This window comes from Cellulomonas fulva (assembly GCF_018531375.1).
Lineage (GTDB): Bacteria > Actinomycetota > Actinomycetes > Actinomycetales > Cellulomonadaceae > Cellulomonas > Cellulomonas fulva.
Genome location: NZ_JAHBOH010000002.1, coordinates 119,098 through 144,894 on the forward strand (window position 1 = coordinate 119,098; position 25,797 = coordinate 144,894).

The following is a 25,797-nucleotide window of genomic DNA, read 5'->3' on the forward strand; positions in this document are numbered from 1 at the left end:
CGTACTGGGGCGTCGTCGAAGGCGAATAACCTGGGGGCGTGACCACCCCCGTTGTCGACGGCTCCGCCGTGCGCGTCCGCTTCTGCCCGTCCCCGACCGGTCTGCCGCACGTCGGCCTGATCCGCACGGCCCTGTTCAACTGGGCGTACGCGCGGCACACGGGTGGCACGTTCGTCTTCCGCATCGAGGACACCGACGCCGCCCGGGACTCCGAGGAGAGCTACCAGCAGCTCCTGGACGCGCTGCGCTGGCTGGGCCTGGACTGGGACGAGGGCGTCGAGGTCGGCGGTCCGCACGAGCCGTACCGCCAGTCGCAGCGGTACGACCTCTACCGCGACGTGGTGCGGCGGCTGGTCGAGGGCGGCTACGCGTACGAGTCCTGGTCGACGCCCGAGGAGATCGAGGCGCGGCACCGCGCCGCGGGCCGCGACCCGAAGCTCGGCTACGACGGGTTCGACCGCGACCTGTCCGACGAGCAGCGGCTCGCCTACCGCGAGCAGGGCCGCGAGCCGGTCATCAGGCTGCGCATGCCGGACGAGGACATCACGTTCACCGACGTGGTCCGCGGCGACGTGACGTTCAAGGCCGGCTCGGTGCCGGACTTCGTGATCGTGCGCGCCAACGGCCACCCGCTGTACACGCTGGTCAACCCGGTCGACGACGCGCTGATGGGCATCACGCACGTGCTGCGCGGCGAGGACCTGCTGTCCTCGACCCCGCGCCAGGTCGCGCTCTACCGCGCGCTGCTCGACCTGGGCGTGGCCACGGTCATGCCGCAGTTCGGCCACCTGCCGTACGTCATGGGCGAGGGCAACAAGAAGCTCTCCAAGCGCGACCCCGAGTCGAACCTGTTCCTGCACCGTGAGCGCGGCTTCACGCCCGAGGGCCTGCTGAACTACCTGTCGCTGCTGGGCTGGGGCCTGTCCGCGGACCGCGACATCTTCACGGTCGACGAGCTGGTCGCGGCGTTCGACGTGCACGACGTGAACCCCAACCCGGCGCGGTTCGACCTGAAGAAGGCCGAGGCCATCAACTCCGCGCACGTGCGCATGCTGGAGCCCCAGGACTTCCGGAACCGCCTGGTCCCGTACCTGCACCACGCGGGCCTGGTCCCGGCGGACTCGTTCGCGGACCTGTCCGACGAGCACGCCACCCTGCTCACCGCGGCGGCCCCGCTGGTGCAGGAGCGGATGACCCTGCTGGGCGAGTCCGTGGGCATGCTCGGCTTCCTGTTCACGGCCGACGACGAGCTGCACGTGGCCGACGACGCGCGGGCGGCGCTGCGCCCCGAGGCGGCCGACGTGCTCGACGCCGCCGCGCGCGTGCTCGGCGACCTGCCGGCCGACGGCTTCACGACCGAGGCCACGCAGGCGGCGCTCACCGCGGCGCTCGTCGACGAGGGCGGCCTGGGCATCAAGGCGCGGTTCGCCTACACGCCGCTGCGCGTGGCGGTCACCGGCCGCCGGGTCTCGCCCCCGCTGTTCGAGTCGATGGAGCTGCTCGGCCGGGAGTCGACGCTCGCCCGCGTCGCCGCGCTGCGCGCGTCGCTGTGACGGGGAGGGGCTCCAGCACGACGAGCACGCGGGACCTGCTCGTCGACGGCGTGCTGTTCGACATCGACGACACGATCGTCGACACCCGCTCGGCGTTCGCCGCGGCGCTGACGGCCGTCGCGCGCACGTACCTGCCGGCGGTGCCGGACGACCAGGATGCCGAGCGGCACCGCGCGCTCGTCGCGATGTGGCGCGAGGACGCCCACGGTCGGTACCACCGGTACACCACGGGCGCGGACTCGTACCTGCACCAGAAGCGGCTGCGGGCCAACGACCTGCACGCGGCGTTCGGCGGTCCCGAGCTCGACGAGGACGCGTTCGACACGTGGAACGCGGTGTTCGACGAGGGCTTCCGCGCCGCCTGGGCCGCGCACCACGAGACGGAGGACGCGCTCGAGGCCCTGCTCGCGGCGGGCGTCGCCGTGGGCGCGCTGTCCAACGCGGGCACCGAGCTGCAGACCGCCAAGCTCGAGAAGGCGGGTCTGCTGGACCGCGTCCCGATGCTCGTCGGCGTGGACACGCTCGGCTTCGGCAAGCCCGACCCGCGGGTCTTCCTCGAGGCGTGCCGGCGCCTCGGCACCGATCCGGCGCGCACCGCCTACGTCGGCGACGAGCCGGACGTGGACGCGCTCGCGGCGCGCGACGCGGGCCTCGTCGGGATCTGGGTCGACCGCCCGGGCGCGCGCCGCAGGCCGGTCGACGAGTCCGCGGTCACGGGCGTGCACACCATCCGCTCCCTCGGCGAGCTGCCCGCCGTACTGGGTCTCGACGCGCCGCGGGCCGCCGGCTGAGGTCGCCGCTGCGTTGCGCAGGCCTGTGGGTGGAGAAGGTAGCGCCCAGCGCGACGTTCTCCACCCGCACGGCGGCGTCGCGGGGCGTCAGCGCGTCGTCGCGCGCCAGCAGCGCGTGACGTAGGGGAGCTCGGCGCTCGCGCGGCCGACGAGGTCGGGGTGGGTGCGCCACAGCGCGTCGACCTCGGAGAGCAGCGCGTCGCGGGCGTCGGGGGCCATGGCGATGAGATGGCTGCGGCTGGCGGCCAGCGCGCGCAGCTCGTCGGGCCGGACGGTGCGCCGCCAGGGGAAGGTCGCGCGCTCCCACGGCCCCAGCTCGGGCCCGACGACGGGGTCCGACGAGCGCGAGTAGTCGAGCGTGTCGCCGCGGTGCACGATCTCGAAGTACGCGTCGGCCCAGTCGGTGTCGCCCTCGAGGACGACGTTCCAGACGAGGGAGAGCCGCCCGGCGGGCCGCAGCACCCGTGCGACCTCGGTGGTCGCCGGCAGCGGGTCGAACCAGTGCCACGCCTGCCCGACCGCGACGACGTCCGCGCTCGCGTCCGGCAGCCCGGTCGCCTCGGCAGTGCCCGCCCGCGCGGTCACCTGCGGCAGCGCGCCGGCGAGGACGGCGCGCATCGCCTCGTCGGGCTCGACCGCCGTGACGCGCACGCCGGGCAGCGTCACCAGGCCCGCGGTGAGCTTGCCGGTGCCCGCCCCGAGGTCCACGACGTCCCGCGCCTCGCCCGGGACCAGCCAGCGGACGGCCTCGGCGGGATAGCTCGGGCGCGCGGCCGCGTAGGCGTCGACGCTGCGGCCGAACGACGACGACCGCGCGCGGTGCAGCTCGCTGCGCCAGTCCTGAGCGGGGTCGGGTGCCGGTCCGCTCATCGTGCTCAGCGCGGTCCGGGCAGCGGGTCGAGGCGCGCGACCACCTCGTCGTGCAGCAGGCCGTTGGTCGCCATGCCGGACCCGCCGAACGGTCCGGGGACGCCGCGGACGGACGTGAACCGGCCGCCCGCCTCGGTGACGATCGGCACCAGGGCCGCCATGTCGTGCAGCGCGAGCTCGGGCTCGGCCGCGATGTCGACCGCCCCCTCCGCGACCAGCACGTAGGACCAGAAGTCGCCGTACGCGCGCGTGCGCCAGACCGAGCGCATGAGGTCGAGCACGTGCGGCAGCCGGCCGGCGTCCTCCCAGCCGGTGAGGCTGGAGTAGGAGAACGACGCGTCCGCCAGGCGGTCCACCTGCGAGACGTGCAGCTGGGTGGCGGACGAGAGCGAGCGTCCGGTCCAGGCGCCCGAGCCCTGCGCGGCCCACCAGCGCCGGCCCAGCGCCGGCGCGCTCACCAGGCCGACCACCACCTGGTCCCCGTCCAGCAGCGCGATGAGCGTCGCCCAGACCGGCACGCCGCGCACGAAGTTCTTGGTCCCGTCGATCGGGTCGACCACCCACCGCCGCGGGCCGTGACCGGTGTCCGCCATCTCCTCGCCGTGCACCGCGTCGCGCGGCCGGGCGCGCGACAGCTGCGCGCGGATCAGCTCCTCGGCGGCGCGGTCGGCGTCCGAGACGGGTGTCAGGTCCGGCTTGGTCTCGACCCGCAGGTCGAGCGCCTTGAAGCGGTCCATCGTCAGCGCGTCGACCTGGTCGGCGATCACGTGGGCGAGGCGCAGGTCGTCGTCGTACCCGGTCCGCAGGCTCATGGCCTCACCGTAGTGGTGACGGCCGTAGTGGTGACGGCCGGGGGCGTCGGGGGACGTTCACGACGAGCACGTCTCACGACGAGCACGTCTCACGACGAGCACGTCTCACGACGAGCACGTCTCACGACGAGGCCGGCGCGTCCTGGTCCGCGGTGCCCAGCCGGCTGGCCAGTATCCGCCGGAAGGAGTCGACGCGCGCGGCCCGCGCCGCGCGCTCCTCCTCTTCCGCGGCGGCGGCGACCCAGTCGTCCAGCCCGCAGTCGGGCGCGTCCGCGGCGTGCGTGCAGCCGCGCGGGCAGTCGTCGGCCGCCACCTGTGCGAGGTCGGCGAACGCCTGCAGCAGGTGGTTGGGGTCGACGTGCGCGAGCCCGAAGGACCGGACGCCGGGCGTGTCGATGACCCACGTCGGCTCGGCCTCGTCGGGTACGCGCAGCGCGATCGCGGACGTCGAGGTGTGCCGCCCGCGGCCGGTGACCACGTTGACGACGCCGGTGGCCCGGCGCGCGTCCGGCACCAGCGCGTTGACCAGCGTGGACTTGCCGACGCCGGAGTGCCCGACCAGGACGGACGTCCGGCCGGCGAGCGCGGCGCGCAGGTCGGGCAGGCCGTGGATCGTCCGCCGGTCGCGCGGGCCTTCCGTGCGCGTGACCACGACCCGCACGCCGACCGGCGCGTACATCCCGACGAGCTCGGCGGGGTCCGCCAGGTCGGCCTTCGTGAGCGCGAGCAGCGCGTCCATCCCGGCGTCGTACGCCGCCGCGACGCAGCGGTCGATCATGCGCGTGCGCGGCTCGGGGTCCGCGAGCGCGGTGACGATGACGAGCTGGTCGGCGTTCGCGACGATCACGCGCTCGACCGGGTCGGTGTCGTCGGCCGTCCGCCGCAGGACCGTGCGCCGCTCACCGATCCGCACGATGCGGGACAGCGAGCCCTCGGCGCCCGACGTGTCGCCGACCAGGTCCACCCGGTCGCCCGGGACCACGCGCTCGCGGCCGAGCTCGCGCGCCTTCATCGCGGTCGCCCGGCGCTCGTCGGGCCCGTCGGCGTCGACGAGCACGGCGTACCGGCCGCGGTCGACGCCGGTCACCATGGCGCGCTCCGCGTCGGCGTGCTCCGGGCGCTGCTTGGTCCGCGGTCGCGACCCCTTGCCGGGCCGGATCCGCACGTCGCTCTCGTCGTACTGCCGCCGCGGGGTCAGGCCGTGCCCCCGGAAGCCGTGCCCGTCGACGTCGTGCCCGTCGAAGTCGTGCCCGTCGAGGTCGTGTCACCCGCGAGCATCGCGTCCCACAGCCCGACGAAGTCGGGGATGGTCTTGGCGGTGGTCGCCACGTCCTCGACCTGCACCCCCGGCACCCGCAGGCCGATCAACGCGCCGGCCGTCGCCATCCGGTGGTCGGCGTAGGTGCGCCACGTGCCGCCGGACAGCGGCCGCGGCGTGATGACCAGGCCGTCGGCGGTCTGCTCCGCCTGGCCGCCCAGCCGCGTGATCTCGCTCGCGAGCGCGGCCAGCCGGTCGGTCTCGTGACCGCGCAGGTGCGCGATGCCGCGCAGGCGCGTCGGGGAGTCGGCCAGCACGGCGAGCGCGGCGATGGTCGGGGCGATCTCGCCCGCGGCGTGCAGGTCCAGGTCGACGCCGCGGATCACGCCGGTGCCGGTGACCGCGAGCTCGTCGCCCACCAGCGCGGTCGTCGCGCCCATGCGCTCGAGGATGCCGGGCAGCAGCGCGCCGGGCTGGGTGGTCCGGGCCGGCCAGCCGGGGACGCGCACGGTCCCGCCGACGACGAGCGCGGCGCACAGGAACGGCGCGGCGTTGGACAGGTCCGGCTCGACCCGCACGTCGCGGGCGACCACCGGGCCGGGCGCGACCTCCCAGATCGCCGGCCGCGAGTCGTCGACCTGCACGCCCGCGGCGCGCAGCGTCTCCACGGTCATCTCGATGTGCGGCAGGCTCGGCAGCGTCGGGCCGGTGTGCCGGACCACGAGCCCCTGCTCGAACCGCGCGGCCGCGAGCAGCAGCCCGGACACGAACTGGCTCGAGCCCGACGCGTCGACGTCCACGCGACCGCCCCGCACCGACCCGTGCCCGTGCACCGTGAACGGCAGCCGCCCGGGCTCGCCCTCCTCGTCGACCCGCACGCCGAGGGCCTGCAGGGCTCGGATCACCGGACCCATGGGCCGCGCGAGCGCCTCGACGTCGCCCTTGAAGTGCACCGGACCGTCCGCCAGCGCGGCGACCGCCGGCAGGAACCGCATGACCGTGCCGGCCAGTCCGCAGTCGATCGTGACGTGCCCGCGCAGGGGTCCGGGTGTGACGGCGACGTCGGAGCCCAGGTCCACCGCGACCCCGAGCGTCTCGAGCGCGGACGCCATGAGGCGCGTGTCGCGGGACAGCAGCGCGGAGCGCAGGCGTCCGGGGCCGTCGGCGAGCGCCGCGAGCACCAGGTAGCGGTTGGTGAGCGACTTCGAGCCGGGGACGTCCACGCGCGCGTCGAGCGGCGTGCGCGCCGTGGGCGCGGCCCACAGCGGCAGGGAGGTCGGCGGGATCGTCGCAGTCATGGCGCCAGGCTAGTCACCCGGTCTGCCGGGGAGCGTCTAGGCTCACGCCGTGAGCACCCCTGAAACGGACATTCTGACCCTCGGGGCGGCGCCCCGCCCGTCCTCCGACGCCGAGCTCTCCGCCCGGCTGCGCGATGCGCTCGTCGCCTCCGCGGGCGTGGAGCCTGCGTCGGCCGAGCGCGTGCAGGTCACCGCGACCTCGTCGGGCGCCGACGTCCCCTCCCTGGCCGTCGACCTGACCGGCGTCACGCTGTCGCCGCGCGAGGCGCGTGCGGCGCAGGGTACGGGCGGGTTCGCCGTCGTGCGGCGCGAGCGCGGCACCATCGGGTCGCTGCGCGTCGACGCGCACCCCGTCACGGTCGTCGGCGCCGGCGCGGACGTCCAGGTCGAGGCCACGGACGTCCCGTTCGAGTGGGTCGAGGGCGCGGGCGGCGAGCTGGGCGTCGTGGGCGTCGAGCCCGACGAGGCGCACGCGGTGCACGGGTCGGCGCGCGTCGCGATCCCGGTGCGCGACCTCGAGGCGGCGGCGGAGCGGGTCGCGGCGCAGCTCGCGGCAGCGAACGGCCTGCGCCTCACGCGGCTCGACCTGCGGCTGACCCCCGCCGGCGCCAACGGCATCGCGGTGGTGGCGGAGGCCCAGGTCAAGAAGTCGCTCCTGTCCGCGACGGTCGAGGCGGCCATGACGGCGACGGTCGACGACGCCCTCGGCGTGACCGTGCGCGACGTGCGGGTCACGAGCCGCAACCCCGTCGTCGCCGCGCTCTTGGGCGCGGTGCGGAGCAAGGTCGATCGCTACGACGGGCGTCGGGTGGACCTGGTCGCCGAGCTCCCCGCGGGCCTGCGGCTGACGGACGTAACGGTCACCGTGGGTCAGGACGTGGTCCTGACCGCCCGCGCGCACTGACGCGGTCGTCGCCCGCCGGGCGTCCGTCGGGCGCCCGTGGGTGCCCGGCGGACGTCAGCCCTCGTCCGAGGTCGCGGCCTTGACGGCGGCGTGCCGCTCGCGCGCGGCGTCGATGCGCCAGCGGACGCCGGGCCGGCCCTCGTAGTCCGCCCCCACCAGGACCGCGCCCGCGGTGAACGCGAGCGCCCGGACCAGGCGGTCGCGGCGGGCGCGCTTCTCCTCGGGCGTCCGCGCGCGCAGCGTCCGGTCGGGAAGGTTCACGACGACGAGCGGCGCCGTGAGCCCGGCGAGCACGAGCGCCGCGGTCCGCGGCGCCTTGCCGAACGCGAGCAGCCCGGACGCGGCGACCACCGCCGCGCCGTGCGCGCGGACGGCCGCGGTGAGCTGGGTGTCGGTGAGGTGCACCTGCGCGCTCGGCACGGTCCGCTCGAGGCGGTCCAGCGCGGCGCGGGCGTCCGCGACGTGGGGCGCGGGCCGGCGCAGCGCGTCCATCCCCTCGGACACGAACCACGAGGCGAACAGCGGACGGGCGATGCGACGCAGCAGCACGGGAACCCCTTCGTCGGGCCGGTGCCGGCGGACAGCCGGACAGGAGCCACGCTACCCGCGCGCCCGCGGGCGGGCGCGGGCTCAGGCGCGGGCTCAGGCGTCGGGCCGGCCGGGGACGGGAATCCCGCGCGGCGGGCCCGCGTTGACGACCGACATGACCTGCTTGACCGAGTCGCGGCCGGACGCACCGCCCGCGACCCCGACCACGCTGCACCCGTTCGCCTCCCTCAGCGCGGTGCCCCCGCTCGGTGACGGTGCCCACAGCGTGGTGGTCCCGCCCGGTGCGGCGGGTCCGGTGGGCATAGGCTCGGCCCCGATGAGCGAGGAGCCGACGCAGGAGACGATCGACCCGATCCCGGTGGGCGAGGGCACCTCCCGCGCGCCGTCGTCGGAGGACGACGCCGCGCGCACCGCCCGCTTCGAGGCCGACGCGCTGGTGTACCTCGACCAGCTCTACGGCGCGGCGCTGCGGATGACGCGCAACCCCGCGGACGCCGAGGACCTGGTCCAGGAGACGTTCACCAAGGCGTTCGCGGCGTTCCACCAGTACCGCCCGGGCACCAACCTCAAGGCGTGGCTGTACCGCATCCTCACCAACACCTACATCAACTCCTACCGCAAGAAGCAGCGCGAGCCGCAGCAGTCGCACGCGGAGGAGATCGAGGACTGGCAGCTCGCGCGCGCGGCGTCGCACACGTCCGCCGGCCTGCGCTCGGCCGAGGCCGAGGCGCTCGACCACCTGCCGGACTCGGACGTGAAGGACGCGCTGCAGCGCATCCCCGACGACTTCCGTCAGGCGGTGTACCTGGCCGACGTCGAGGGCTTCGCGTACAAGGAGATCGCCGAGATCATGGGGACGCCGATCGGGACGGTGATGTCCCGGTTGCACCGTGGCCGCAGCCAGCTGCGCGACCTGCTGGCGGACTACGCGCGCGAGCGCGGGCTCGTGCCGGCCGGCCACGGCTCGTCGGGGGAGGGCGAGTGATGCAGGAGCAGGAGAGCTACGACGAGACCGTCGTGCAGATCTCGACGTCGGGGTGCGACTGCGAGGAGGCGGTCGCCGAGCTGTGGGCGTACCTCGACTCCGAGCTCGAGCCGATCGAGGCCGCGCGGGTCAAGGAGCACCTGGACGGGTGTCGGGACTGCCTCGAGGAGCACGACGTCGAGGTCGTCGTGAAGAAGCTCGTGCGCCGCTGCTGGTCCGACGAGGAGGCCGCGCCGGCCGAGCTGCGCGCCCGCATCCACGCGACGCTGACGACCATCCAGGTCCGCGAGGTCTGACGAGCGGCTGGACCGTCCTCGCCGCACCGCCGGCCGAGACGTCGCGGACCCGCTGAGGACGACGAAGGCCCCGCTGCACCTGCTGGTGCGGCGGGGCCTTCGTGCGGGTGCGACGGCGTCGCCCTGCTGAGCGTGGGCTCAGGCGTTGGGGCGCTTGCCGTGGTTCGCGGCGCTCCCGGCGCGGGAGCGACGCTTGCGGCCTCGCTTGCTCATGGCTGTTCCTTCCCTGGCACACCGACTCGTCCCTCTGCGTGACACTCCCGCTGAGGCCGGCCGGCGACCTGCGGTCGCTGTACGTGCCATGGTCCCACACCCGGCGGCCGCCCCGGGACCGTGGCCGCGCACCGGCGTCCCGTGCGGGTGGTGCGCACGGTCTCAAGTCGGGCGGCGCGCGTTCCGATGATCCGGACGTGAGCACGCCGACCCAGTCCGTCATCCCGCTGCTGCACGCCCTGGCCAGCACGGGCGGCTCCGACCTGCACTGCAAGGTCGGCTCGGCGCCGCGCGTGCGCGTCGACGGCCGCCTGCGCAAGCTTCAGGTCCCCGAGCTCAAGCCGGCCGACACCGAGCGCATGCTCGAGGAGGTGCTGCCGGACGACCTGGTGCAGACCTTCCGCGAGTCGCACGAGGCCGACTTCGCCTACTCGGTGTCCGGCGTCGGCCGGTTCCGCGTCAACGCCTACCAGGCGCGCGGGACCTACGGGCTGGTGTTCCGGCGGGTCGCCGTGGGCGCCGAGTCGCTGGGCTCGCTGGGCATCCCCGAGGTGGTGGGCGAGCTCGCGCTCGAGCCGCGCGGGCTGGTGCTGGTGACCGGGCCGACGGGTTCCGGCAAGACCACGACCCTCGCGTCGATGGTCGACCTCATCAACAGCTACCGCGAGGTCAACATCGTCACGATCGAGGACCCGATCGAGATCCTGCACCAGGACAAGAAGGCGATCGTCTCCCAGCGCGAGGTGCGCCAGGACACGGCCGACTTCACCGTCGCGCTCCGGGCCGCGATGCGCCAGGACCCGGACGTGATCCTGGTCGGCGAGATGCGCGACGTCGAGACCGTCCGCGCCGCGCTGTCCGCCGCCGAGACCGGTCACCTGGTGCTGTCCACGCTGCACACGATCGACGCGCCGGAGACGGTCAACCGCATCGTCGACTTCTTCCCGCTGCACGAGCAGAAGCAGGTCCGCGTCGCGCTCTCGCAGGCGCTGCGCGGCGTCGTCTCCCAGCGCCTGGTGCGCAAGGCGGACGGCACGGGGCGGTGCGCGGCGGTCGAGGTCATGATCAACACCGGCCGCACGGCGGAGTCGATCCTCGACCCGGGCAACAACCCGCCGCTCGTCGACCTGATCCGCGACGGCGACTACTACAAGATGCAGACGTTCGACCAGCACCTGTTCCGGCTGGTCCGCGACGACGTGATCACGTACGACGAGGCGCTCGCGGCCTCGTCGAACCCGCACGACCTGACCGTCGAGCTGCGCCAGGCCGGCATCGTCGCCTGACACCGGGCGTCCAGCCACCCGTGGTCCCCGACGCCGCCCCGGTCCCCGCGGACCGGGGCGGCGTCCGTCGTCGTGCCCAGGGAGCGCTTGACATCCGCGCGAAGACGCGATGTATCGTGTTCGACGACACGACATATCGCGAATGGAGATCCTCATGGCTACGGAGTCCTGGGTCGTCGCCGGCCCCCAGATCATCGAGGTCGAGAACGTCGCCTCGCTGCGCGTCCAGCTCGTCGGAGGCCGCGTCGACGTCGTCGCGCACGACGGTCCGGGTGCCCGGATCGAGGTGCACTCGGTCGAGGGCCGCCCGCTCGAGATCGGCCTCGCCGACGGTGAGCTGCGGCTCGGCTACAGCTTCACGCTCAGCGGCTGGGACGGCTTCCTGGAGAAGTTCCGCAACTTCCGGGACAAGGACCGGGCGGACGTGCACATCGCGATCCCGCGCGCGGTCGCGGCCAAGGTCGGCACGGTGAGCGCGGACGGGCTGCTCGCCGGCGTGGCCGAGGACTCGTCGGTCTCCACCGTCTCCGGCTCGCTCGTCACGGACGGCACCCGCGGCCGCCTGGGCGTCAACACCGTGAACGGCGAGGTCGTGGTCCGGGACCACGGCGGGCCGCTCAAGCTCAACACCGTGTCCGGCGAGATCGCCGCCTCGGGGGACCTGTCCCTGGTGCAGGCCAACAGCGTCTCCGGTGCGCTGTCGCTGGACGTCACGACGGGCACGTCCTCCGTCACGGCCTCGACCGTGTCGGGCGACGTGACCGTGCGGCTGCCCGCGGGCCGTGGCGTGCACGTCAAGGCGCAGTCGGTCTCCGGCCGGCTCGTCGTCGACGGCGAGGAGTACAAGGGCTCCTCGCCCGGCGGCCGCAAGGTCGACATGTCGACCGGTGACGGCGCGTGCTTCGTGTCCGCGAGCACGGTCTCCGGCCACGTGACGGTGCTGCGCGGCGCCCCGGGCCAGCCGCAGGACCAGATGCAGGACCAGGTGAGCGACCAGGTGAGCGACCAGGTGCAGGACGACGTCCAGGGCGGGGTGGCCTGATGATGGCCCCCGTCTTCGCGCACGGGCAGCTGCGCCTGTACCTGCTCTCGCTGCTCGAGTCCGGGCCCAAGCACGGCTACGAGCTGATCACCGCGCTGTCCGACCGGTTCGGCGGCACGTACCGCCCCAGCGCGGGGACCATCTACCCGCGCCTGGCCCGCCTCGAGGAGGAGGGCCTGGTCACGCGGTACGACGAGGAGCGCAAGAGCACGTACGCGCTGACGGAGTCCGGCTACGCCGAGCTCGACGCGCGTCGCGACGACCTCGCCTCGCTCGAGCAGGGCATCACCGAGTCGGTGCGCGAGCGTGCCTCGCAGGTGCGTGAGGACGTGCGGGGCTCGATGAGCGACCTGCGGGCCGACCTGGCCGCCGCGGCGCGCCAGGCCCGGGAGAGCGCCGTGCCGTACACGCCGGTGTCGTCGGACCCGCGGACCGTCTCGCACGTGCACTGGGTCGAGGCGGAGCAGGTGCTCCAGCGGTTCCGCGACGAGCTGCGGGCGGACCTGCGCCGGGCCGACGCCCAGGGCGGGGTCGAGCGGCTCACGGTCGACACGCTGCGGACCGTGCTCGACTCGGCGCGCGACGCCGTGCGCGGCACGCTGCGCTGACCGTCGCGGTCACCGGACGACGCGGGGAGGGGTGCGGGCGATGCTGCTGTGGCGGTGGAGGCTCGCGCTCCTCCCGGCCGCCGCGTGGCTCGCGGTGGCGGGGTCAGGCCGCGTCGTCGGGAAGCCCGAGCCAGGCGTGCCAGCCGGTGTGCAGGACCAGCCAGGCCATGAGCCCGTAGCCGGCCTGACCGGGCAGGACGCCGTCGCCCGCGGCGAGGTCGCCGAGCCACTGCTCGTGCGCGGCGAGGGGTGAGTACGTGTCCACGTAGGGTACGCGGCGGCGCGTCGCCACGTCCGCGAACGCCGCGGAGAGCTCCGCGAGGCGCTCGCCCTCGGCGGTCGCCCCGGGCGGCGGGCCGACGACGAACGCGGGGATGTGGCGCTGCTCGGCCACGTCGAGCACGTTGGCGAGGTTGAGCCGGCTGCGGGCGAGCGAGAGGCCCGCCGCGAGGTCCGCCCGGCCCAGCCCGACGACCAGGCGGTTGTCCGCCTCCGGCGCCAGGCGGCGCGTCACCTCGTCGTCCCAGCGCTGGCCCAGCGCGGTGCTGGTCTCGCCGGGCACCGCGAGCGTGAGGACCGTCAGGCGGTCGTCGGTGCGGGTGCGTGCCGCGACGCGGCCGACCCAGCCCAGGGCCTTCGGGTCCCCGGCGCCCGCGACGAGCTCGTCGCCGACCACCACGAGCCGAGTCTCACCCACCGTGCCGCCTCCCCGCCGTCGTCCCCCGCGCCCTCGCCGAGCAGCTCGCTGCGCTCGTCGGGACAGTCTCGCAGCGCGCCGGGCGCGGGCACCCGACCTCACCGGGCGAGTCGCGGTCCCGGCGGGCCGGCCGGGGAGTCCGGCCGCGGCCGGACCGGGTCAGTACGGACGGGACGGGAGGTTCTGGACGTCGTCCGTCCAGGCGGCGCGGGACGCCGGCGGCGTCCGCGTGCCCAGTCCGTCGCGACGGACGGTCGCGACGAGGCGCAGCATGGCGGTCAGGACGACGAGCGCCACCAGGAGCAGGAACCAAGTCATGGCAGAAAGTCTCTGTCCGTCGAGTCCCCGCCGACAGTGGCAGGACTGCCGTCGCCCATTGATCTTCCGCCAACCCTCGCCGAGGATGGCCCCATGCTCCGACGCGTCACGGCCGTGCTGCTGCCCGACACCTCCCCGTTCGAGCTCGGGGTCGCCTGCGAGGTCTTCGGGATCGACCGCACCGATACCGGGGGACCGGGCTTCGACTTCCGGGTGTGCGCGCTCGAGCCCGGGGTCGTGCCCACCAAGACCGGGTTCAGCCTGCTCGTCGAGCACGACCTGTCCGCGACCCTCGACGCCGACCTCGTCGTGGTCCCCGCCTACGGCCTGCGGCCCGCACCCGTGCCCGAGCCGGTGCTCGCGGCCCTGCGCGCGGCCCACGAGCGCGGCGCGTGGATCCTGAGCATCTGCAGCGGCGCCTACGCGCTCGGCGAGGCCGGCCTGCTCGACGGCCGGGCGTGCACCACGCACTGGATGCACGCCGCGGACCTCGCGCAGCGGTTCCCCGCGGCGCGCGTGGACCCGTCGGTGCTCTACGTCGACGCGGACCGCGTGCTCACGAGCGCCGGGACCGCCGCGGGCATCGACGCGAGCCTCTACCTGGTGCGCCGCGAGCTCGGTGCGGCGGCCGCGGCGGTGATCGCGCGGCGCATGGTGGTGCCGCCGCACCGGGACGGCGGGCAGGCACAGTACGTGGACACCCCGCTGCCGTGCGACGCGGACACGCTCGCGCCGCTGCTCGCCTGGCTCGTCGAGCACCTCGAGGAGGAGCACACGGTGCCGGACCTGGCGGCCCGCGCGCTCATGTCCGAGCGCACGTTCGCGCGTCGGTTCCGCGCGGAGACCGGCACCACGCCCGCGGCCTGGCTCACCCGGCAGCGGCTGGTGCGGGCCCAGGAGCTGCTGGAGCGCACCGACGTGGGGGTCGACGAGGTGGCCCGCCGCAGCGGCTTCGGCACGGCGGCCGTGCTCCGGCACCACTTCGCGCGCACGCTCGGCACCAGCCCGCAGGCCTACCGCCGCACCTTCGCCCCCCGCGAGCCGGCCCCGGTCTGAGGCCCGGAACACCGCGAGGACGCCGGTTCTCCCCGAGCGCGTCGGAAGGATCCGACGTGCTGGGCGGGAACCGACGTCCTCGCGGGCGTGGCGGGTGGGTCAGCGGGCGAAGGCCTCGGTCAGGAGGTCGGCCTGCTGAGCCTGGTGCTTCTTGGCCGTCCCCGCGGCCGGCGACGCCGACTCCGGGCGCGACACGACGCGCAGCGTGCGCCCGAGCAGCTGCGGCACGTGCAGCGACAGGTACGACCACGGGCCCTGGTTGTGCGGCTCGTCCTGCACCCACACGAGCTCGGCGCCGTCGAACGGTGCGAGCGCCGCCTGGAACGCCTCGGCGTCGAGCGGGTAGAGCTGCTCGAGCCGCACGATCGCGGTGTGCTCGTCGCCCGACTTCACGCGCTGCGCGAGCAGGTCCCAGTAGACCTTGCCGGAGCAGAGCAGGACGCGGTCGACCTGGCCGGCCTTGGCCTCCGCGAGCTCGTCGCGCAGGACCGGCTGCCACGTGCCGGTGGTGAAGTCCTCCACCGCCGACGACGCGGCCTTGAGCCGGAGCATCGACTTCGGGGTGAAGACGACGAGCGGCTTGCGGGGCCGGGCGTACGCCTGACGGCGCAGCAGGTGGAAGTACGACGCGGGCGTCGACGGCTGCGCGATCACCATGTTGTCCTGCGCGGCCATCTGCAGGAACCGCTCGATGCGGGCCGACGAGTGGTCCGGCCCCTGGCCCTCGTAGCCGTGGGGGAGGAGCAGCACCACGGAGGAGCGCTGCGCCCACTTCTGCTCGGCGGAGGAGATGAACTCGTCGATGATCGTCTGGGCGCCGTTGACGAAGTCGCCGAACTGCGCCTCCCAGAGCACCAGCGCGTCCGGCCGCTCCACCGAGTAGCCGTACTCGAACCCGAGGCACGCGTACTCGGACAGCGAGGAGTCGTAGATCCAGAACTTCGCCTGGTCGCCCGAGAGGTAGAGCAGCGGCGTCCACTCGGCGCCCGTCTCCCGGTCGTGCAGCACCGCGTGGCGCTGGACGAAGGTGCCGCGGCGCGAGTCCTGGCCGGCGAGGCGCACGGGCGTGCCCTCGACGAGCAGCGAGCCGAACGCGAGCAGCTCGCCGAAGCCCCAGTCGATCCCGCCCTCGCGGGACATCGCCTCGCGCTTGTCGAGCAGCTGCTGCAGCTTCGGGTGGACCGTGAAGCCCTCGGGCGGCCGCACCTGGGCCTTGCCGATGCGCTCGAGCACGGACGCCGGCACGGCGGTCTTCCAGCCGACCATCACGCCCGCGTCCTCGAGCTGCGACTCCGGCCGCTCCAGCCCGGCGACGGACTCGGCGTCCGCCGTCGGCTGCGCCCAGCCGTCCTCCCGGGTCTCGGCGAACACGCGCTCGAGCTGCGACTGGTAGTCGCGCAGGGCCTGCTCGGCTTCCTCGATCGTGATGTCGCCGCGCGCGACCAGGGTCTCGGTGTAGAGCTTGCGCACCGAACGCTTGGCCTCGATCAGGTTGTACATGAGCGGCTGCGTCATCGACGGGTCGTCGCCCTCGTTGTGGCCGCGGCGGCGGTAGCACAGCAGGTCGATGATGACGTCGCGGTCGAACTGCTCGCGGTACTCGAACGCGAGCTCGGCCGCGCGGACCACGGCCTCCGGGTCGTCGCCGTTCACGTGGAAGATCGGCACCTGCAGGCCCTTGGCGACGTCGGTCGCGTACTGCGACGAGCGCGACGACGAGGGACCGGTGGTGAAGCCGACCTGGTTGTTGATGATCACGTGGATGGTGCCGCCGGTGCGGTACCCGCGCAGCTGCGCCAGGTTGAGCGTCTCGAACACCACGCCCTGGCCGGCGAACGCCGCGTCGCCGTGGATCAGCACGGGCAGCACGGAGAAGCCGTCGCCGCCCAGGTCGATCCGGTCCTGCTTGGCGCGCACGATCCCCTCGAGGACCGGGTCGACGGCCTCGAGGTGCGACGGGTTGGCCGCGAGGTACACCTTGGTCGTCGCGCCCGACTCGGCGGTGAACAGGCCCTCGGTGCCCAGGTGGTACTTGACGTCGCCGGAGCCCTGCACGGACTTCGGGTCGGCGTTGCCCTCGAACTCGCTGAAGATCTGGGCGTAGGACTTGCCGGCGATGTTGGCCAGGACGTTGAGCCGGCCGCGGTGGGCCATGCCGATGCCGACCTCGTCGAGGCCGTTGTTGGCGGCCTTGGACAGGATCGCGTCGAGCAGCGGGATGACGGACTCGCCGCCCTCGAGCGAGAACCGCTTCTGGCCCACGTACTTGGTCTGCAGGAACGTCTCGAACGCCTCGGCGGCGTTGAGCCGGCGCAGGATCCGCAGCTGGTCCTCCCGCGGCGTCCGGGCCCAGCCGGACTCGAGCCGCTCGGCCAGCCAGCGCCGCTGGCGCGGGTCCTGCAGGTGCATGTACTCGATGCCGGTGGTCCGGCAGTAGGAGTCGCGCAGCAGGCCCAGCACGTCGCGCAGCGTCGCGCGCGACTTGCCCGTGAACCCGCCGGTCGGGAACGGCCGGTCCAGGTCCCACAGCGTCAGGCCGTGGTTCTGGATGTCGAGGTCCGGGTGCTTGCGCTGGCGGTAGGCGAGCGGGTCGGTGTCCGCCATGAGGTGCCCGCGCGAGCGGTAGGCGTGGATGAGCTCGGCGATGCGGGCGGGCTTGATCGCCTCCGCCTCGGGGTCGCTCGAGCTGTCGCGCACCCAGCGCACCGGCTCGTACGGCACGCGCAGCGCGGCGAAGACGCGGTCGTAGAAGCCGTCCTCGCCCAGCAGCTTGGCGCCCAGGATCCGCAGGAAGTCACCCGACTGCGCGCCCTGGATGATCCGGTGGTCGTACGTGCTGGTGATCGTCAGGACGCGCGAGACGCCCATCTTGTTCAGGCGGTCCTCGGACGTGCCGGCGAACTCGGCCGGGTAGTCCATCGCGCCGACGCCGACGATCGTGCCCTGGCCCTGCATGAGGCGCGGCACGGAGTGCACGGTGCCGATGGTGCCGGGGTTGGTGAGCGAGATCGTCGTCCCCGCGAAGTCCTCGACCGTGAGCTTCCCGCCGCGGGCGCGCCGCACCACGTCCTCGTACGCCGACCAGAACTGCGCGAAGTCGAGCGTCTCGGCCTTCTTGATCGACGGCACCAGGAGCTGGCGGGTGCCGTCCGGCTTGGCCAGGTCGATCGCGAGGCCCAGGTTGACGTGCGCCGGCTGCATGATGCCGGGCTTGCCGTCGACGAGCGTGTACGCCGCGTTCATGGCGGGCATGTCCGCCAGCGCCTCGACGATCGCGTAGCCGATGAGGTGGGTGAACGAGATCTTCCCGCCCCGGCCGCGCTTGAGGTGGTTGTTCACGACGATGCGGTTGTCGACCATGAGCTTGGCCGGCACCGCGCGCACCGAGGTGGCCGTCGGGACCTCGAGCGAGGACTCCATGTTGGTGACGACGCGCGCCGCGGGTCCGCGCAGCTTCTGCACGTCGTCGGTCGCCGCGGTGTCGTCGGGCTGGTTCGAGCGCTGCGCGACCGCCGCGTACGGCGCGGTGGCCGGCTGCGCCGTCGCCACCACGGGCGAGACGGCGGGGCCGTCCGTGCTCGGCGTCCCGGGGGCGACGGGTGCGGTGGCGGGCGTGGACGACGAGGCCGCGGGAGCCACGGCCTGCGCCGTGGGCGCGGGGCCCATGGCCTGGGCGCGCTCCGTGGGCGTGCTCGGGGCGGGCCGCGACGCGGCGGCCTGCGGCGCGGACCCGGCGGACGCCGGCGCGCTCGCCGGGGCCGGGGCGGCGGCGCCGTTCGTGGACGCACCGTCGCTCTCCGTGCGCTTGTAGCCCTCGAAGAAGTCCCACCACGCGGGGTCGACCGCGTCCTTGTCCTTCAGGTACTGCTCGTACAACTCGTCCACGAGCCATTCGTTCGCGCCGAAGACGGCGCGGACCGAGTCAGGCTCAGCCTTCTGGGACACGCGAGGATCGCCCACTTCCGCTGCGGTCTGCGAGGACCGCGTCGTTGCCGGTTCTGATGTCCCAACCCTACGGCCTCCGGGACCTTCGGCCCGTGCGGGGCGGCTCCCGTCGGACGGTCGTCCCCGGGCTCTCCACGAGGCCCTCACCTGCGGGTCAACGGCGGGCAAGACAACGTTGTCCCGATGGGCAAGTCCGCCTCAGGCGGCGGTGATCTGGGCCGGGGACCGGTCGCCGTTGGTTCGGCTGGGCTCACGTCCAGGTCACCGGCGGTCCGCATCACGCGAACGGGTGAACCGCGCCACGTCCACCCCGGGCCGTCTCACGATGCGGTCCCGTCGTGGTCGCACGGTGTCCCGCGCCTCCGCGCCTCCGCGCCCCCCAGCCCGACGACGACGGCCCGGGGCCGTCGCGCACGTCACGTGATGTCGCGGCGCAGGGTCGTGAACCGTCCGACGAGCGCGAGCACCAGGACGTAGCCGAGCAGCACCAGCAGCCCCTGCCACCAGGACAGCAGCGTGCCCATGCCGGAGGCTGCGTAGAACGACCCGCCGGAGATCGCCTCGCCCGCCGCGCCCGGGAGGAACGACGCGACATCGGCGCCCCACGACGTCATGCCCAGCACGACGCGCGCGATCGGCTCGACGAACTGCGTGAACGCGAGCGCGATCACGACGATCGCGACCTGGCTGGTGATGACGGTGCCGAGCGCGACGCCCAGCAGCGACCACACCGCGAGGGCGAGCGCGGAGAGCCCGAGCGTGCGCCAGGTCGACGCCTCGCCCAGGAACGTCGGCTCGCCCAGCAGGCCGAGGACGCCCGCGCCGGCGGCCACGCACGCGACCGTGCCGACGACGCCGAAGACGAGGCCGAGCAGCCCGCCGGACGCGAGCTTGGCGAGCAGCACCACCGTCCGCCGCGGCTCGGCGAGCAGGGTCGGCGTGATCGTCTTGTGCCGGAACTCCGACGAGAAGGACATGCCGCCGACGATGAGCGGGAACACGTAGCCGAACGAGACGGCGATCGTGTAGACGGTGCGCACGACCTCCTGCGGCGAGACGACCACGGCGTCGTCGGAGGCTCCCGTCGTGGCGGTGCCCTGGCTCAGCGCCCAGCCCAGCCCCGCGGCCAGGAACGCCATGTAGACGGCCATGGCCGCCAGCAGGATCCACCACAGGCGCGTCGTGACGAGCTTGCGGTACTCGGTGACCATCGCGGCGCCCATCAGCGGTCGCTCCCGTCCGTCGTCGTGGTGGCGGTCGGTTGTGGGCCGGACGCGGTCGGTGGTGCGGTCAGCTGCAGGAACAGGTCCTCGAGCCCGACGTCGCGCCCGGCCAGCGCGTGCAGCTCGACGCCGGCCGCGAACGCCGCGGCGCCGACGGTCGCGCCGTCCACGTCGAGCAGGTCGTACGCCGCGCCGCCGCCCGCGCGGTCGACGTGCTCGACCGACCAGGCCTGCCCGGCGACGAGCGCGTCGAGCGCCGGGCCGTCGGGCGACGCCACGCGCAGGCGGGGCCGGGCGAGCCGCGCGAGCTCGGGCAGCGAGGACGCGTGCACCAGGCGCCCGCGGGCGATGATCACGACGTCGTCGACGGTCTGCTCGACCTCGGACAGCACGTGGCTCGAGACCAGCACGGTGCGGCCCTGGGCGGCGAGCGCCCGGAGGAACCCGCGCAGCCACGCGATCCCCTCGGGGTCCAGGCCGTTGGCGGGCTCGTCGAGCAGGAGCACGGGCGGGTCGCCGAGCAGGGTCGTCGCGAGCGCGAGCCGCTGCCGCATGCCGAGGGAGAAGCCACCGACGCGGCGCCGCGCGGCCGCGCCGAGCCCGACGAGGTCGAGCACCTCGTCGGCCCGCGCGTCCGGGACGCCGACCTGCGGCGCGTACACCCGCAGGTGGTCGCGCGCGGTGCGCCCGGGGTGGAAGCTCGCGGCCTCGAGGGCGGCGCCGACGACGTGCGCGGGCCGCCCGAGCGCCCCGTACGGGCGGCCGCCGATCGACGTGCTGCCGGCGGTGGGCGCGACGAGCCCCAGCAGCATCCGCAGCGTCGTCGTCTTGCCGGCGCCGTTGGGACCCAGGAAGCCGGTCACCCGGCCGGGCCGCACGTCGAAGGTGAGGTCGTCGACCGCGAGCACCGCGCCCGGTCCGCTGCCGAACCGCTTGGTCAGGTGCTGCACGCGCACCAGCCCGGGCTCGTCGGGCACGTTCACGTCCGGTGGGGCGGCGTTCGGCGAGGTCATGGCACACGACCCTAACCAGAGCGGGCGCCGGTGCGGGCCGGTTCAGGGCCGCGGGAAGACCGGTCGCATCGACGCGGGCGGGGTGAACAGGGGCAGCGTGACGCGCATCGTGCATCCCTCGGGCACGTCCGCGACCTCGATCCGGCCGCCGTGGAGCTCGACCGCCCAGCGCACGATCGCCAGGCCCAGCCCCGTGCCGCCGGTCGAGACCTGCCCGGTGGTCGCGGGGGTGTTCCCGCGCACGAACCGCTCGAACACGTGCGCGCGCTGCTCGGGCCGGATCCCCGGCCCGTGGTCCACCACGTCGATCCGCACGTCGGGTCCGACGCGCGAGGCCTCGAGGCGCACCTCGTCGTCGTCCGGGGAGTGGCGCACCGCGTTGTGCAGGAGGTTGGCGACCACCTGGTGCAGACGCTCGGGGTCGCCCGGCACCGTGAGGTCCGGGGGCTCGACGACCACGGGGAACCGCAGGCGCTTGGCGGCGCCGACGAGCATCGCGCCCTCGGCCGCCTCCTGCAGGAAGTCCGCGAGCCGGATCTGCGTGACCTCGAGCGGCACGTCCCCGGCCTCGAGCCGGGACAGGTCGAGCAGGTACGCGACGAGGCGGCCCAGGCGCTCGGTCTGCGCGAGCGCCGCCTCCATGGTCGCCGGGTCCGGGTCCGTGACGCCGTCGACCACGTTCTCGAGCTGCGCCTGCAGCGCCGTCACCGGGGTGCGCAGCTCGTGCGAGACGTTCGCGATGAGCTCGCGCCGGAACGCGTCGGACTGCTCGAGGTCGTCGGACATCGTGTTGAACGCCTCGGCCAGCTGGCCGACCTCGTCGTTGCTGGTCGCGCGCACGCGCAGCGAGTAGTCGCCCCCGGCCATGCGCCGGGCGGCGAACGTCATCTCCCGCAGCGGCGAGGTCATGCCGCGCGCCAGGATCTGCGTGAGCACCAGCGAGATGATGATCGCGAGCGGGAAGGTGCGCGACGGGCCGAGCTTGTAGGACAGGCCCAGCCACGTGATGAAGGACGCCATGGTCACGGTGGCCGCGACCAGGACGCCGAGCTTGATCTTGATCGAGCGGAACCGGTCGAGCGGGCGCAGGTCCGGCAGCCGCGACCGGACGGGCTCGCCGCGGACGTGCCGGGGGACGGTCACGGGTTCCTCCCACCGGCGCGCCGGGTCAGGGCTGGTCCGGCCCGGTGGGGCCGCCCTCGGCGGGCTCGAACGCGTAGCCGACGCCGTGCACCGTGCGGATCAGGTCCGCCCCGAGCTTGCGGCGCAGGGCCTTGACGTGCGAGTCCACGGTGCGGGTGCCGCTCGCGTCGATCCAGTCCCAGACCTCCGCGAGCAGGCGCTCGCGGGTCAGGACGGTCCGCGGCGAGGTCGCGAGCGCGACGAGCAGGTCGAACTCCGTGGGCGTGAGGTGGACCTCCTCGCCGTGCCGGACCACCCGGCGCTGCGCGCGGTCGATCGAGACGTCGCCGATCACCAGCGGCGGCGTGGGCGCCTCAGCCGCCGAGAGCTCCACGCTGCGCGCCGCACGCTCGGTGCGCCGCAGGAGCGCCTTGGTGCGCGCCACGAGCTCGCGCATCGAGAAGGGCTTGGTCATGTAGTCGTCGGCGCCGACGCCGAGGCCGATCAGCATGTCCGTCTCGTCGTCCCGCGCCGTCAGCATGAGCACCGGGACCGGGCGCTCGGCCTGGATCCGCCGGCACACCTCGAGCCCGTCGATGCCGGGCAGCATCACGTCCAGCACCACGACGTCGGGCACCAGACGGGCGGCGGCCTCGACGCCCGCCAGGCCGTCACCGACCGCCTCCACGGCCCACCCCTCGGCGGACAGCCGGCGCGCGATCGCCTGGGCGATGGCCGGCTCGTCCTCGACGACGAGCACCTTCGTCGGACCCCCGGGCGTGCGCGCCCCAGCTGCCCCACCAACCACGGTCATGGTCCCAATGTGGCACAACCGGGACCCGACGGCCGGGAGGCGACCCGGACCGCGGCGGGCGCAGCGGCGTCCACAGGCACGGCACGTGCTCGTGCCGCACCCGGGCACCGCCCGTAGGATGTGCCCACCATGAGCAGCTCAAGTAGCTGCCGGCGTCCCGCCCGGACCGGTGCCCACGCACCGGGGACCGGGCCCGACCAGGCCGGCCCCCACCTGAGACCCCGTGCTGCGCACGCGCCGCACCCCACCGTCCGCCGTCCGCGCGGCCTCCTGTCGGCAGGTCCGACGAGCGCCGCGGCCGGCCCGAGCGGTCCCGCATGCTGACCGAGTGGCTGCTCGTCGGCCTCGGCGTGCTGCTGACACTGGGTACCGCCGTGTTCGTCGCCGGCGAGTTCTCCCTGGTGACCCTCGACCCGGGCGTGGTCGAGCGGCAGACGGCGCCCGACGACCGCCGCGGCCAGTCGGTGATCAAGTCCCTGCGCCGCCTGTCGACCGAGCTCTCGGGTGCGCAGGTGGGCATCACCGCGACCACGGTCCTGCTCGGCTACACCACCCAGCCCGCCGTGCAGCGGCTGGTCGCGCAGTGGCTGGGGGACGGCGCGCTGAGCGAGACCGCGGCCACCGCGATCGCCGTGGTGCTGGCGATCGTGCTGGTCAACGGCTTCTCGATGCTGGTCGGCGAGCTCATCCCCAAGAACTTCGCGATCGCGCACCCCATCGGCACCGCGCGCGTCGTCGCGCCGCTGCAGCGGGGCTTCACCACCGGGCTGCTGCCGGTGATCGGCTTCTTCAACGGGAGCGCCAACTGGCTGCTGCGCCGCGTCGGCGTCGAGCCGCGGGAGGAGCTGGCCGGCGGTCGCTCGCCGCAGGAGCTCGCCGCCCTGGTGCGGCGCTCGGCGGAGGTCGGCACGCTCGACGAGTCCACCGCGACGCTGCTCACCAACTCCCTGGACTTCGGCGGGCTCACCGCCGTCGACGTCATGACGGACCGGCAGCGCATGGTGGCCGTGCGGCGTGAGGACCGCGCGTCCGACGTCGTCGCGCTGGCCCGGCGGACCGGGCACTCGCGGTTCCCCGTGGTGGGGGAGGGCAGCGACGACATCGTGGGGCTGGTGCACCTGCGCCGCGCGATCCAGGTGCCGTACGAGCGGCGTGGCGACGTCCCCGCGGCGGCGCTGATGGACGAGGCCCCGCGCGTGCCGGAGACGGTGCACCTGGGCCCGCTGCTGGTCGAGCTGCGCGCGTACGGGATGCAGATGGCCGTCGTCGTCGACGAGTACGGCGGCACGTCCGGCGTGGTGACGCTCGAGGACGTGGTGGAGGAGCTGGTCGGGGACGTGGCCGACGAGCACGACCGGCGGCGCGCGAGCGTCGCCCGGGCGGCCGACGGCACGTGGCACCTGCCGGGTGTGGTCCGGCCCGACGAGCTGCGCGAGCAGACCGGGCTCGTCGTCCCCGAGGACGGGCCGTACGAGACGCTCGGCGGCCTCGTGATGGCGCGCCTCGGCCGGATCCCCGCCGCGGGCGACGTGGTCGAGCTGCCCGGCGTGCGGATCGAGGTCGAGCGGATGGCCGGCCGTCGCGTGGAGCGGGTGCGCGTGGCCGAGACCGAGCAGGACGACGCCGAGGGGGCGGGCCGCGACGGCCGACCGGACGCGCGTGACGAGCGACGGGGGGCGCGCCGGTGAACAGCACCACCGCACTCGTCCTGGCCGTGCTGCTGCTGGCCGCCAACGCGTTCTTCGTCGGGGCCGAGTTCGCGATCATCTCCGCGCGGCGCTCGTCGATCGAGCCGCGCGCGGAGGCGGGCGACCGCCGGGCGCGCACGGTCCTGTGGGCCATGGAGAACGTCTCGCTGATGCTCGCGTGCGCGCAGCTCGGCATCACGGTGTGCTCGACGAGCCTCGGCGTGGTCGCCGAGCCGGCGATCGCGCACCTCATCGAGGACCCGCTGCACGCGGTCGGCGTCCCGGACTCGTGGACGCACCCGATCGCCTTCGTGGTCGCCCTGCTGATCGTCGTCTACCTGCACGTGGTGCTGGGCGAGATGGTGCCCAAGAACCTCGCGGTCTCGGGCCCGGACCGGGCCGTGCTGCTGTTCGGTCCGCCGCTCGTCGTCGTCGCCCGTGTGGTGCGCCCCGTGATCGTGGCGCTCAACTGGCTCGCGAACCACGCCCTGCGCGCCGCGGGCGTCGAGCCCAAGGACGAGGTCGCTTCGGCGTTCACCGCGCAGGAGGTGCAGTCGATCGTCGAGCGCTCGCAGGCGGAGGGGCTGCTCGAGGACGACCAGGGCCTGCTCACGGGCGCCCTGGAGTTCTCCGACCGCCTGGCGCGCGACGTCATGGTCGCGTCCGACGCGCTCGTCACCCTCGACCCGGGCGCCACGCCCGCGGGTGTGGAGCACCTGGTCGCGCGCACGGGGTTCTCGCGGTTCCCGGTGGCCGACGAGGCGGGCGGGGTCGTCGGGTACCTCCACCTCAAGGACGTCCTGTACGCCGAGCACGACGAGCGCGACGTCCCGGTCCCGCCGTGGCGCGTCCGGCAGCTCGCCGTGGTCGCACCGGACGACGAGGTCGAGGAGACGCTGGCCGCGATGCAGCGCTCCGGCGCGCACCTGGCCCGCGTGGACGACGACGGGCGCACGGTGGGCGTGGTGTTCCTGGAGGACATCCTCGAGGAGCTCGTCGGCGAGGTGCGCGACGCCATGCAGCGAGGACCTCAGGCCTAGGGGACGGTCCGATGCCCGCGTGGCACGAAACCTTCACAACTGGGCCGGTGACCTGCAAGAGCGCGGCTTTTGACCGGAATCGTTCGGCGTGTCGGCGGGTGAACCTGGGGTGGCATCCGGGTGAACCGGCGTGTCGCCCGGCGTGTCGGCGCGCGCCGGCCGGCGGTGCGGATCTCGCGGACGGTCTGGACATTCGTCCAGGGGCTTGGAAGCGTGCTCACGAGCCGTTATGGTTTCGTGATCGCCGACGACGATGCGGCCCCTGCACCACCGCGCATCGGGTCGGCGAAGCGACGGACGAGAGCAGCCCCTGGCCCTCGTCCGTGCCCGAGTCCGTTGGTCGACCGTGCGAGGAGGTGCTGTGGTCGAGCGTGGCCAGGCGTCCCCTCCGCCCCTGACCCGCCGGGAGATCCGCG

24 protein-coding genes are annotated in these 25,797 nt (G+C 74.3%); 11 read left to right on the top strand and 13 right to left on the bottom strand.

Annotation, left to right across the window (positions count from 1 at the left end; translation table 11 throughout):
• Nucleotides 1-38: 38 nt before the first annotated feature.
• Together gltX and KIN34_RS14135 are read left to right on the top strand one after the other, a co-directional pair.
• Nucleotides 39-1,553 (top strand): glutamate--tRNA ligase, encoded by a 1,515-nt coding sequence (gene gltX / locus KIN34_RS14130; protein ID WP_214352360.1) that lies wholly within the window; start codon nucleotides 39-41, stop codon nucleotides 1,551-1,553.
• Nucleotides 1,550-2,344 carry an HAD family hydrolase gene (locus KIN34_RS14135; protein ID WP_214352362.1) on the top strand — a complete coding sequence of 265 codons (795 nt, stop codon included), beginning with the start codon at nucleotides 1,550-1,552 and terminating at the stop codon, nucleotides 2,342-2,344. The genes gltX and KIN34_RS14135 overlap by 4 nt, the downstream gene beginning before the upstream one ends.
• An 87-nt stretch (nucleotides 2,345-2,431) precedes the next feature.
• Here the strand turns inward: KIN34_RS14135 and KIN34_RS14140 are convergent, their stop codons facing one another.
• From KIN34_RS14140 to aroA, 4 genes are all read right to left on the bottom strand, one after another.
• Complete coding sequence (locus KIN34_RS14140; protein ID WP_214352364.1) at nucleotides 2,432-3,214, bottom strand: class I SAM-dependent methyltransferase; 783 nt, start codon at nucleotides 3,212-3,214, stop codon at nucleotides 2,432-2,434.
• Between the two features lie 5 nt (nucleotides 3,215-3,219).
• A complete protein-coding gene (gene hisN, locus KIN34_RS14145; RefSeq protein WP_214352366.1) occupies nucleotides 3,220-4,026 on the bottom strand; it encodes a histidinol-phosphatase in 807 nt (268 codons plus the stop codon).
• 121 nt (nucleotides 4,027-4,147) lie between these two features.
• Nucleotides 4,148-5,224 (bottom strand): ribosome small subunit-dependent GTPase A, encoded by a 1,077-nt coding sequence (rsgA, locus tag KIN34_RS14150; protein WP_214353092.1) that lies wholly within the window; start codon nucleotides 5,222-5,224, stop codon nucleotides 4,148-4,150.
• Nucleotides 5,221-6,582 carry a 3-phosphoshikimate 1-carboxyvinyltransferase gene (gene aroA / locus KIN34_RS14155; RefSeq protein ID WP_237689890.1) on the bottom strand — a complete coding sequence of 454 codons (1,362 nt, stop codon included), beginning with the start codon at nucleotides 6,580-6,582 and terminating at the stop codon, nucleotides 5,221-5,223. The genes rsgA and aroA overlap by 4 nt, the downstream gene beginning before the upstream one ends.
• Before the next feature lie 49 nt (nucleotides 6,583-6,631).
• On the opposite strand from aroA, the gene KIN34_RS14160 reads away from it, so the two are divergent.
• On the top strand, nucleotides 6,632-7,486 hold the full coding sequence (locus KIN34_RS14160) for a hypothetical protein (protein WP_214352368.1): 855 nt from the start codon (nucleotides 6,632-6,634) through the stop codon (nucleotides 7,484-7,486).
• Between the two features lie 54 nt (nucleotides 7,487-7,540).
• Here the strand turns inward: KIN34_RS14160 and KIN34_RS14165 are convergent, their stop codons facing one another.
• A complete protein-coding gene (locus KIN34_RS14165; RefSeq protein ID WP_214352370.1) occupies nucleotides 7,541-8,035 on the bottom strand; it encodes a DoxX family membrane protein in 495 nt (164 codons plus the stop codon).
• Between the two features lie 154 nt (nucleotides 8,036-8,189).
• Here KIN34_RS14165 and KIN34_RS14170 point away from each other — a divergent pair, with 154 nt between their 5' ends.
• Together KIN34_RS14170 and rsrA are read left to right on the top strand one after the other, a co-directional pair.
• A complete protein-coding gene (locus KIN34_RS14170; RefSeq protein WP_273544147.1) occupies nucleotides 8,190-9,020 on the top strand; it encodes a sigma-70 family RNA polymerase sigma factor in 831 nt (276 codons plus the stop codon).
• The gene (rsrA, locus tag KIN34_RS14175; RefSeq protein ID WP_214353093.1) at nucleotides 9,020-9,316 is read left to right on the top strand and encodes a mycothiol system anti-sigma-R factor; all 297 of its coding nucleotides are present in this window, start codon (nucleotides 9,020-9,022) and stop codon (nucleotides 9,314-9,316) included. The genes KIN34_RS14170 and rsrA overlap by 1 nt, the downstream gene beginning before the upstream one ends.
• 138 nt (nucleotides 9,317-9,454) lie before the next feature.
• On the opposite strand, the gene KIN34_RS17515 is transcribed toward rsrA, so the two are convergent.
• Entirely contained in the window at nucleotides 9,455-9,529 is a 75-nt protein-coding gene (locus tag KIN34_RS17515; protein ID WP_118766687.1) for a 50S ribosomal protein bL37, read from the bottom strand.
• A gap of 197 nt (nucleotides 9,530-9,726) precedes the next feature.
• Here KIN34_RS17515 and KIN34_RS14180 point away from each other — a divergent pair, with 197 nt between their 5' ends.
• From KIN34_RS14180 to KIN34_RS14190, 3 genes are all read left to right on the top strand, one after another.
• A complete protein-coding gene (locus tag KIN34_RS14180; protein WP_214352373.1) occupies nucleotides 9,727-10,815 on the top strand; it encodes a type IV pilus twitching motility protein PilT in 1,089 nt (362 codons plus the stop codon).
• Between the two features lie 154 nt (nucleotides 10,816-10,969).
• Nucleotides 10,970-11,857 (top strand): DUF4097 family beta strand repeat-containing protein, encoded by an 888-nt coding sequence (locus KIN34_RS14185; RefSeq protein WP_237689891.1) that lies wholly within the window; start codon nucleotides 10,970-10,972, stop codon nucleotides 11,855-11,857.
• Nucleotides 11,857-12,465: a PadR family transcriptional regulator gene (locus KIN34_RS14190; RefSeq protein ID WP_214352376.1), complete on the top strand. Its 609-nt coding sequence runs from the start codon at nucleotides 11,857-11,859 to the stop codon at nucleotides 12,463-12,465. The genes KIN34_RS14185 and KIN34_RS14190 overlap by 1 nt, the downstream gene beginning before the upstream one ends.
• Before the next feature lie 103 nt (nucleotides 12,466-12,568).
• On the opposite strand, the gene KIN34_RS14195 is transcribed toward KIN34_RS14190, so the two are convergent.
• Both KIN34_RS14195 and KIN34_RS14200 read right to left on the bottom strand, forming a co-directional pair.
• Nucleotides 12,569-13,162 carry a GDSL-type esterase/lipase family protein gene (locus KIN34_RS14195; RefSeq protein ID WP_214352378.1) on the bottom strand — a complete coding sequence of 198 codons (594 nt, stop codon included), beginning with the start codon at nucleotides 13,160-13,162 and terminating at the stop codon, nucleotides 12,569-12,571.
• Nucleotides 13,163-13,321: 159 nt separating this feature from the next.
• Nucleotides 13,322-13,480: a hypothetical protein gene (locus tag KIN34_RS14200; RefSeq protein ID WP_214352380.1), complete on the bottom strand. Its 159-nt coding sequence runs from the start codon at nucleotides 13,478-13,480 to the stop codon at nucleotides 13,322-13,324.
• Between the two features lie 93 nt (nucleotides 13,481-13,573).
• Here KIN34_RS14200 and KIN34_RS14205 point away from each other — a divergent pair, with 93 nt between their 5' ends.
• Entirely contained in the window at nucleotides 13,574-14,536 is a 963-nt protein-coding gene (locus KIN34_RS14205) for a GlxA family transcriptional regulator (protein WP_214352382.1), read from the top strand.
• Between the two features lie 99 nt (nucleotides 14,537-14,635).
• Here the strand turns inward: KIN34_RS14205 and KIN34_RS14210 are convergent, their stop codons facing one another.
• The 5 genes from KIN34_RS14210 to KIN34_RS14230 all read right to left on the bottom strand — a co-directional run bounded on the left by KIN34_RS14210 (nucleotide 14,636) and on the right by KIN34_RS14230 (nucleotide 22,653).
• Nucleotides 14,636-18,481 carry a multifunctional oxoglutarate decarboxylase/oxoglutarate dehydrogenase thiamine pyrophosphate-binding subunit/dihydrolipoyllysine-residue succinyltransferase subunit gene (locus tag KIN34_RS14210; RefSeq protein WP_214352384.1) on the bottom strand — a complete coding sequence of 1,282 codons (3,846 nt, stop codon included), beginning with the start codon at nucleotides 18,479-18,481 and terminating at the stop codon, nucleotides 14,636-14,638.
• A gap of 416 nt (nucleotides 18,482-18,897) precedes the next feature.
• On the bottom strand, nucleotides 18,898-19,704 hold the full coding sequence (locus tag KIN34_RS14215; protein ID WP_214352386.1) for an ABC transporter permease: 807 nt from the start codon (nucleotides 19,702-19,704) through the stop codon (nucleotides 18,898-18,900).
• On the bottom strand, nucleotides 19,704-20,717 hold the full coding sequence (locus KIN34_RS14220; RefSeq protein WP_214352388.1) for an ABC transporter ATP-binding protein: 1,014 nt from the start codon (nucleotides 20,715-20,717) through the stop codon (nucleotides 19,704-19,706). Before KIN34_RS14220 ends, KIN34_RS14215 begins: the two co-directional genes overlap by 1 nt.
• A gap of 42 nt (nucleotides 20,718-20,759) precedes the next feature.
• A complete protein-coding gene (locus KIN34_RS14225; protein ID WP_214352390.1) occupies nucleotides 20,760-21,860 on the bottom strand; it encodes a sensor histidine kinase in 1,101 nt (366 codons plus the stop codon).
• A 25-nt stretch (nucleotides 21,861-21,885) separates the two neighbouring features.
• Nucleotides 21,886-22,653, bottom strand: coding sequence for a response regulator (locus KIN34_RS14230; RefSeq protein WP_214352392.1), 768 nt, complete (start codon nucleotides 22,651-22,653; stop codon nucleotides 21,886-21,888).
• A 317-nt stretch (nucleotides 22,654-22,970) separates the two neighbouring features.
• Between KIN34_RS14230 and KIN34_RS14235 the strand changes: the two genes are divergently transcribed.
• Together KIN34_RS14235 and KIN34_RS14240 are read left to right on the top strand one after the other, a co-directional pair.
• Nucleotides 22,971-24,341, top strand: coding sequence for a hemolysin family protein (locus tag KIN34_RS14235; protein WP_214352394.1), 1,371 nt, complete (start codon nucleotides 22,971-22,973; stop codon nucleotides 24,339-24,341).
• On the top strand, nucleotides 24,338-25,381 hold the full coding sequence (locus tag KIN34_RS14240) for a hemolysin family protein (RefSeq protein WP_214352396.1): 1,044 nt from the start codon (nucleotides 24,338-24,340) through the stop codon (nucleotides 25,379-25,381). The genes KIN34_RS14235 and KIN34_RS14240 overlap by 4 nt, the downstream gene beginning before the upstream one ends.
• Nucleotides 25,382-25,797 lie beyond the last annotated feature (416 nt).

Coding starts and splice junctions, on each gene's coding strand:
- rsrA (WP_214353093.1), top strand. CDS start 9,020: ATGCAGGAGCAGGAGAGCTACGACGAGACCGTCGTGCAGATCTCGACG.
- KIN34_RS14230 (WP_214352392.1), bottom strand. CDS start 22,653: ATGACCGTGGTTGGTGGGGCAGCTGGGGCGCGCACGCCCGGGGGTCCG.
- aroA (WP_237689890.1), bottom strand. CDS start 6,582: ATGACTGCGACGATCCCGCCGACCTCCCTGCCGCTGTGGGCCGCGCCC.
- KIN34_RS14215 (WP_214352386.1), bottom strand. CDS start 19,704: ATGGGCGCCGCGATGGTCACCGAGTACCGCAAGCTCGTCACGACGCGC.
- KIN34_RS14190 (WP_214352376.1), top strand. CDS start 11,857: ATGATGGCCCCCGTCTTCGCGCACGGGCAGCTGCGCCTGTACCTGCTC.
- KIN34_RS14170 (WP_273544147.1), top strand. CDS start 8,190: ATGACCTGCTTGACCGAGTCGCGGCCGGACGCACCGCCCGCGACCCCG.
- KIN34_RS14185 (WP_237689891.1), top strand. CDS start 10,970: ATGGCTACGGAGTCCTGGGTCGTCGCCGGCCCCCAGATCATCGAGGTC.
- hisN (WP_214352366.1), bottom strand. CDS start 4,026: ATGAGCCTGCGGACCGGGTACGACGACGACCTGCGCCTCGCCCACGTG.
- KIN34_RS14140 (WP_214352364.1), bottom strand. CDS start 3,214: ATGAGCGGACCGGCACCCGACCCCGCTCAGGACTGGCGCAGCGAGCTG.
- KIN34_RS14205 (WP_214352382.1), top strand. CDS start 13,574: ATGCTCCGACGCGTCACGGCCGTGCTGCTGCCCGACACCTCCCCGTTC.
- KIN34_RS14200 (WP_214352380.1), bottom strand. CDS start 13,480: ATGACTTGGTTCCTGCTCCTGGTGGCGCTCGTCGTCCTGACCGCCATG.
- KIN34_RS14220 (WP_214352388.1), bottom strand. CDS start 20,717: ATGACCTCGCCGAACGCCGCCCCACCGGACGTGAACGTGCCCGACGAG.
- KIN34_RS14235 (WP_214352394.1), top strand. CDS start 22,971: ATGCTGACCGAGTGGCTGCTCGTCGGCCTCGGCGTGCTGCTGACACTG.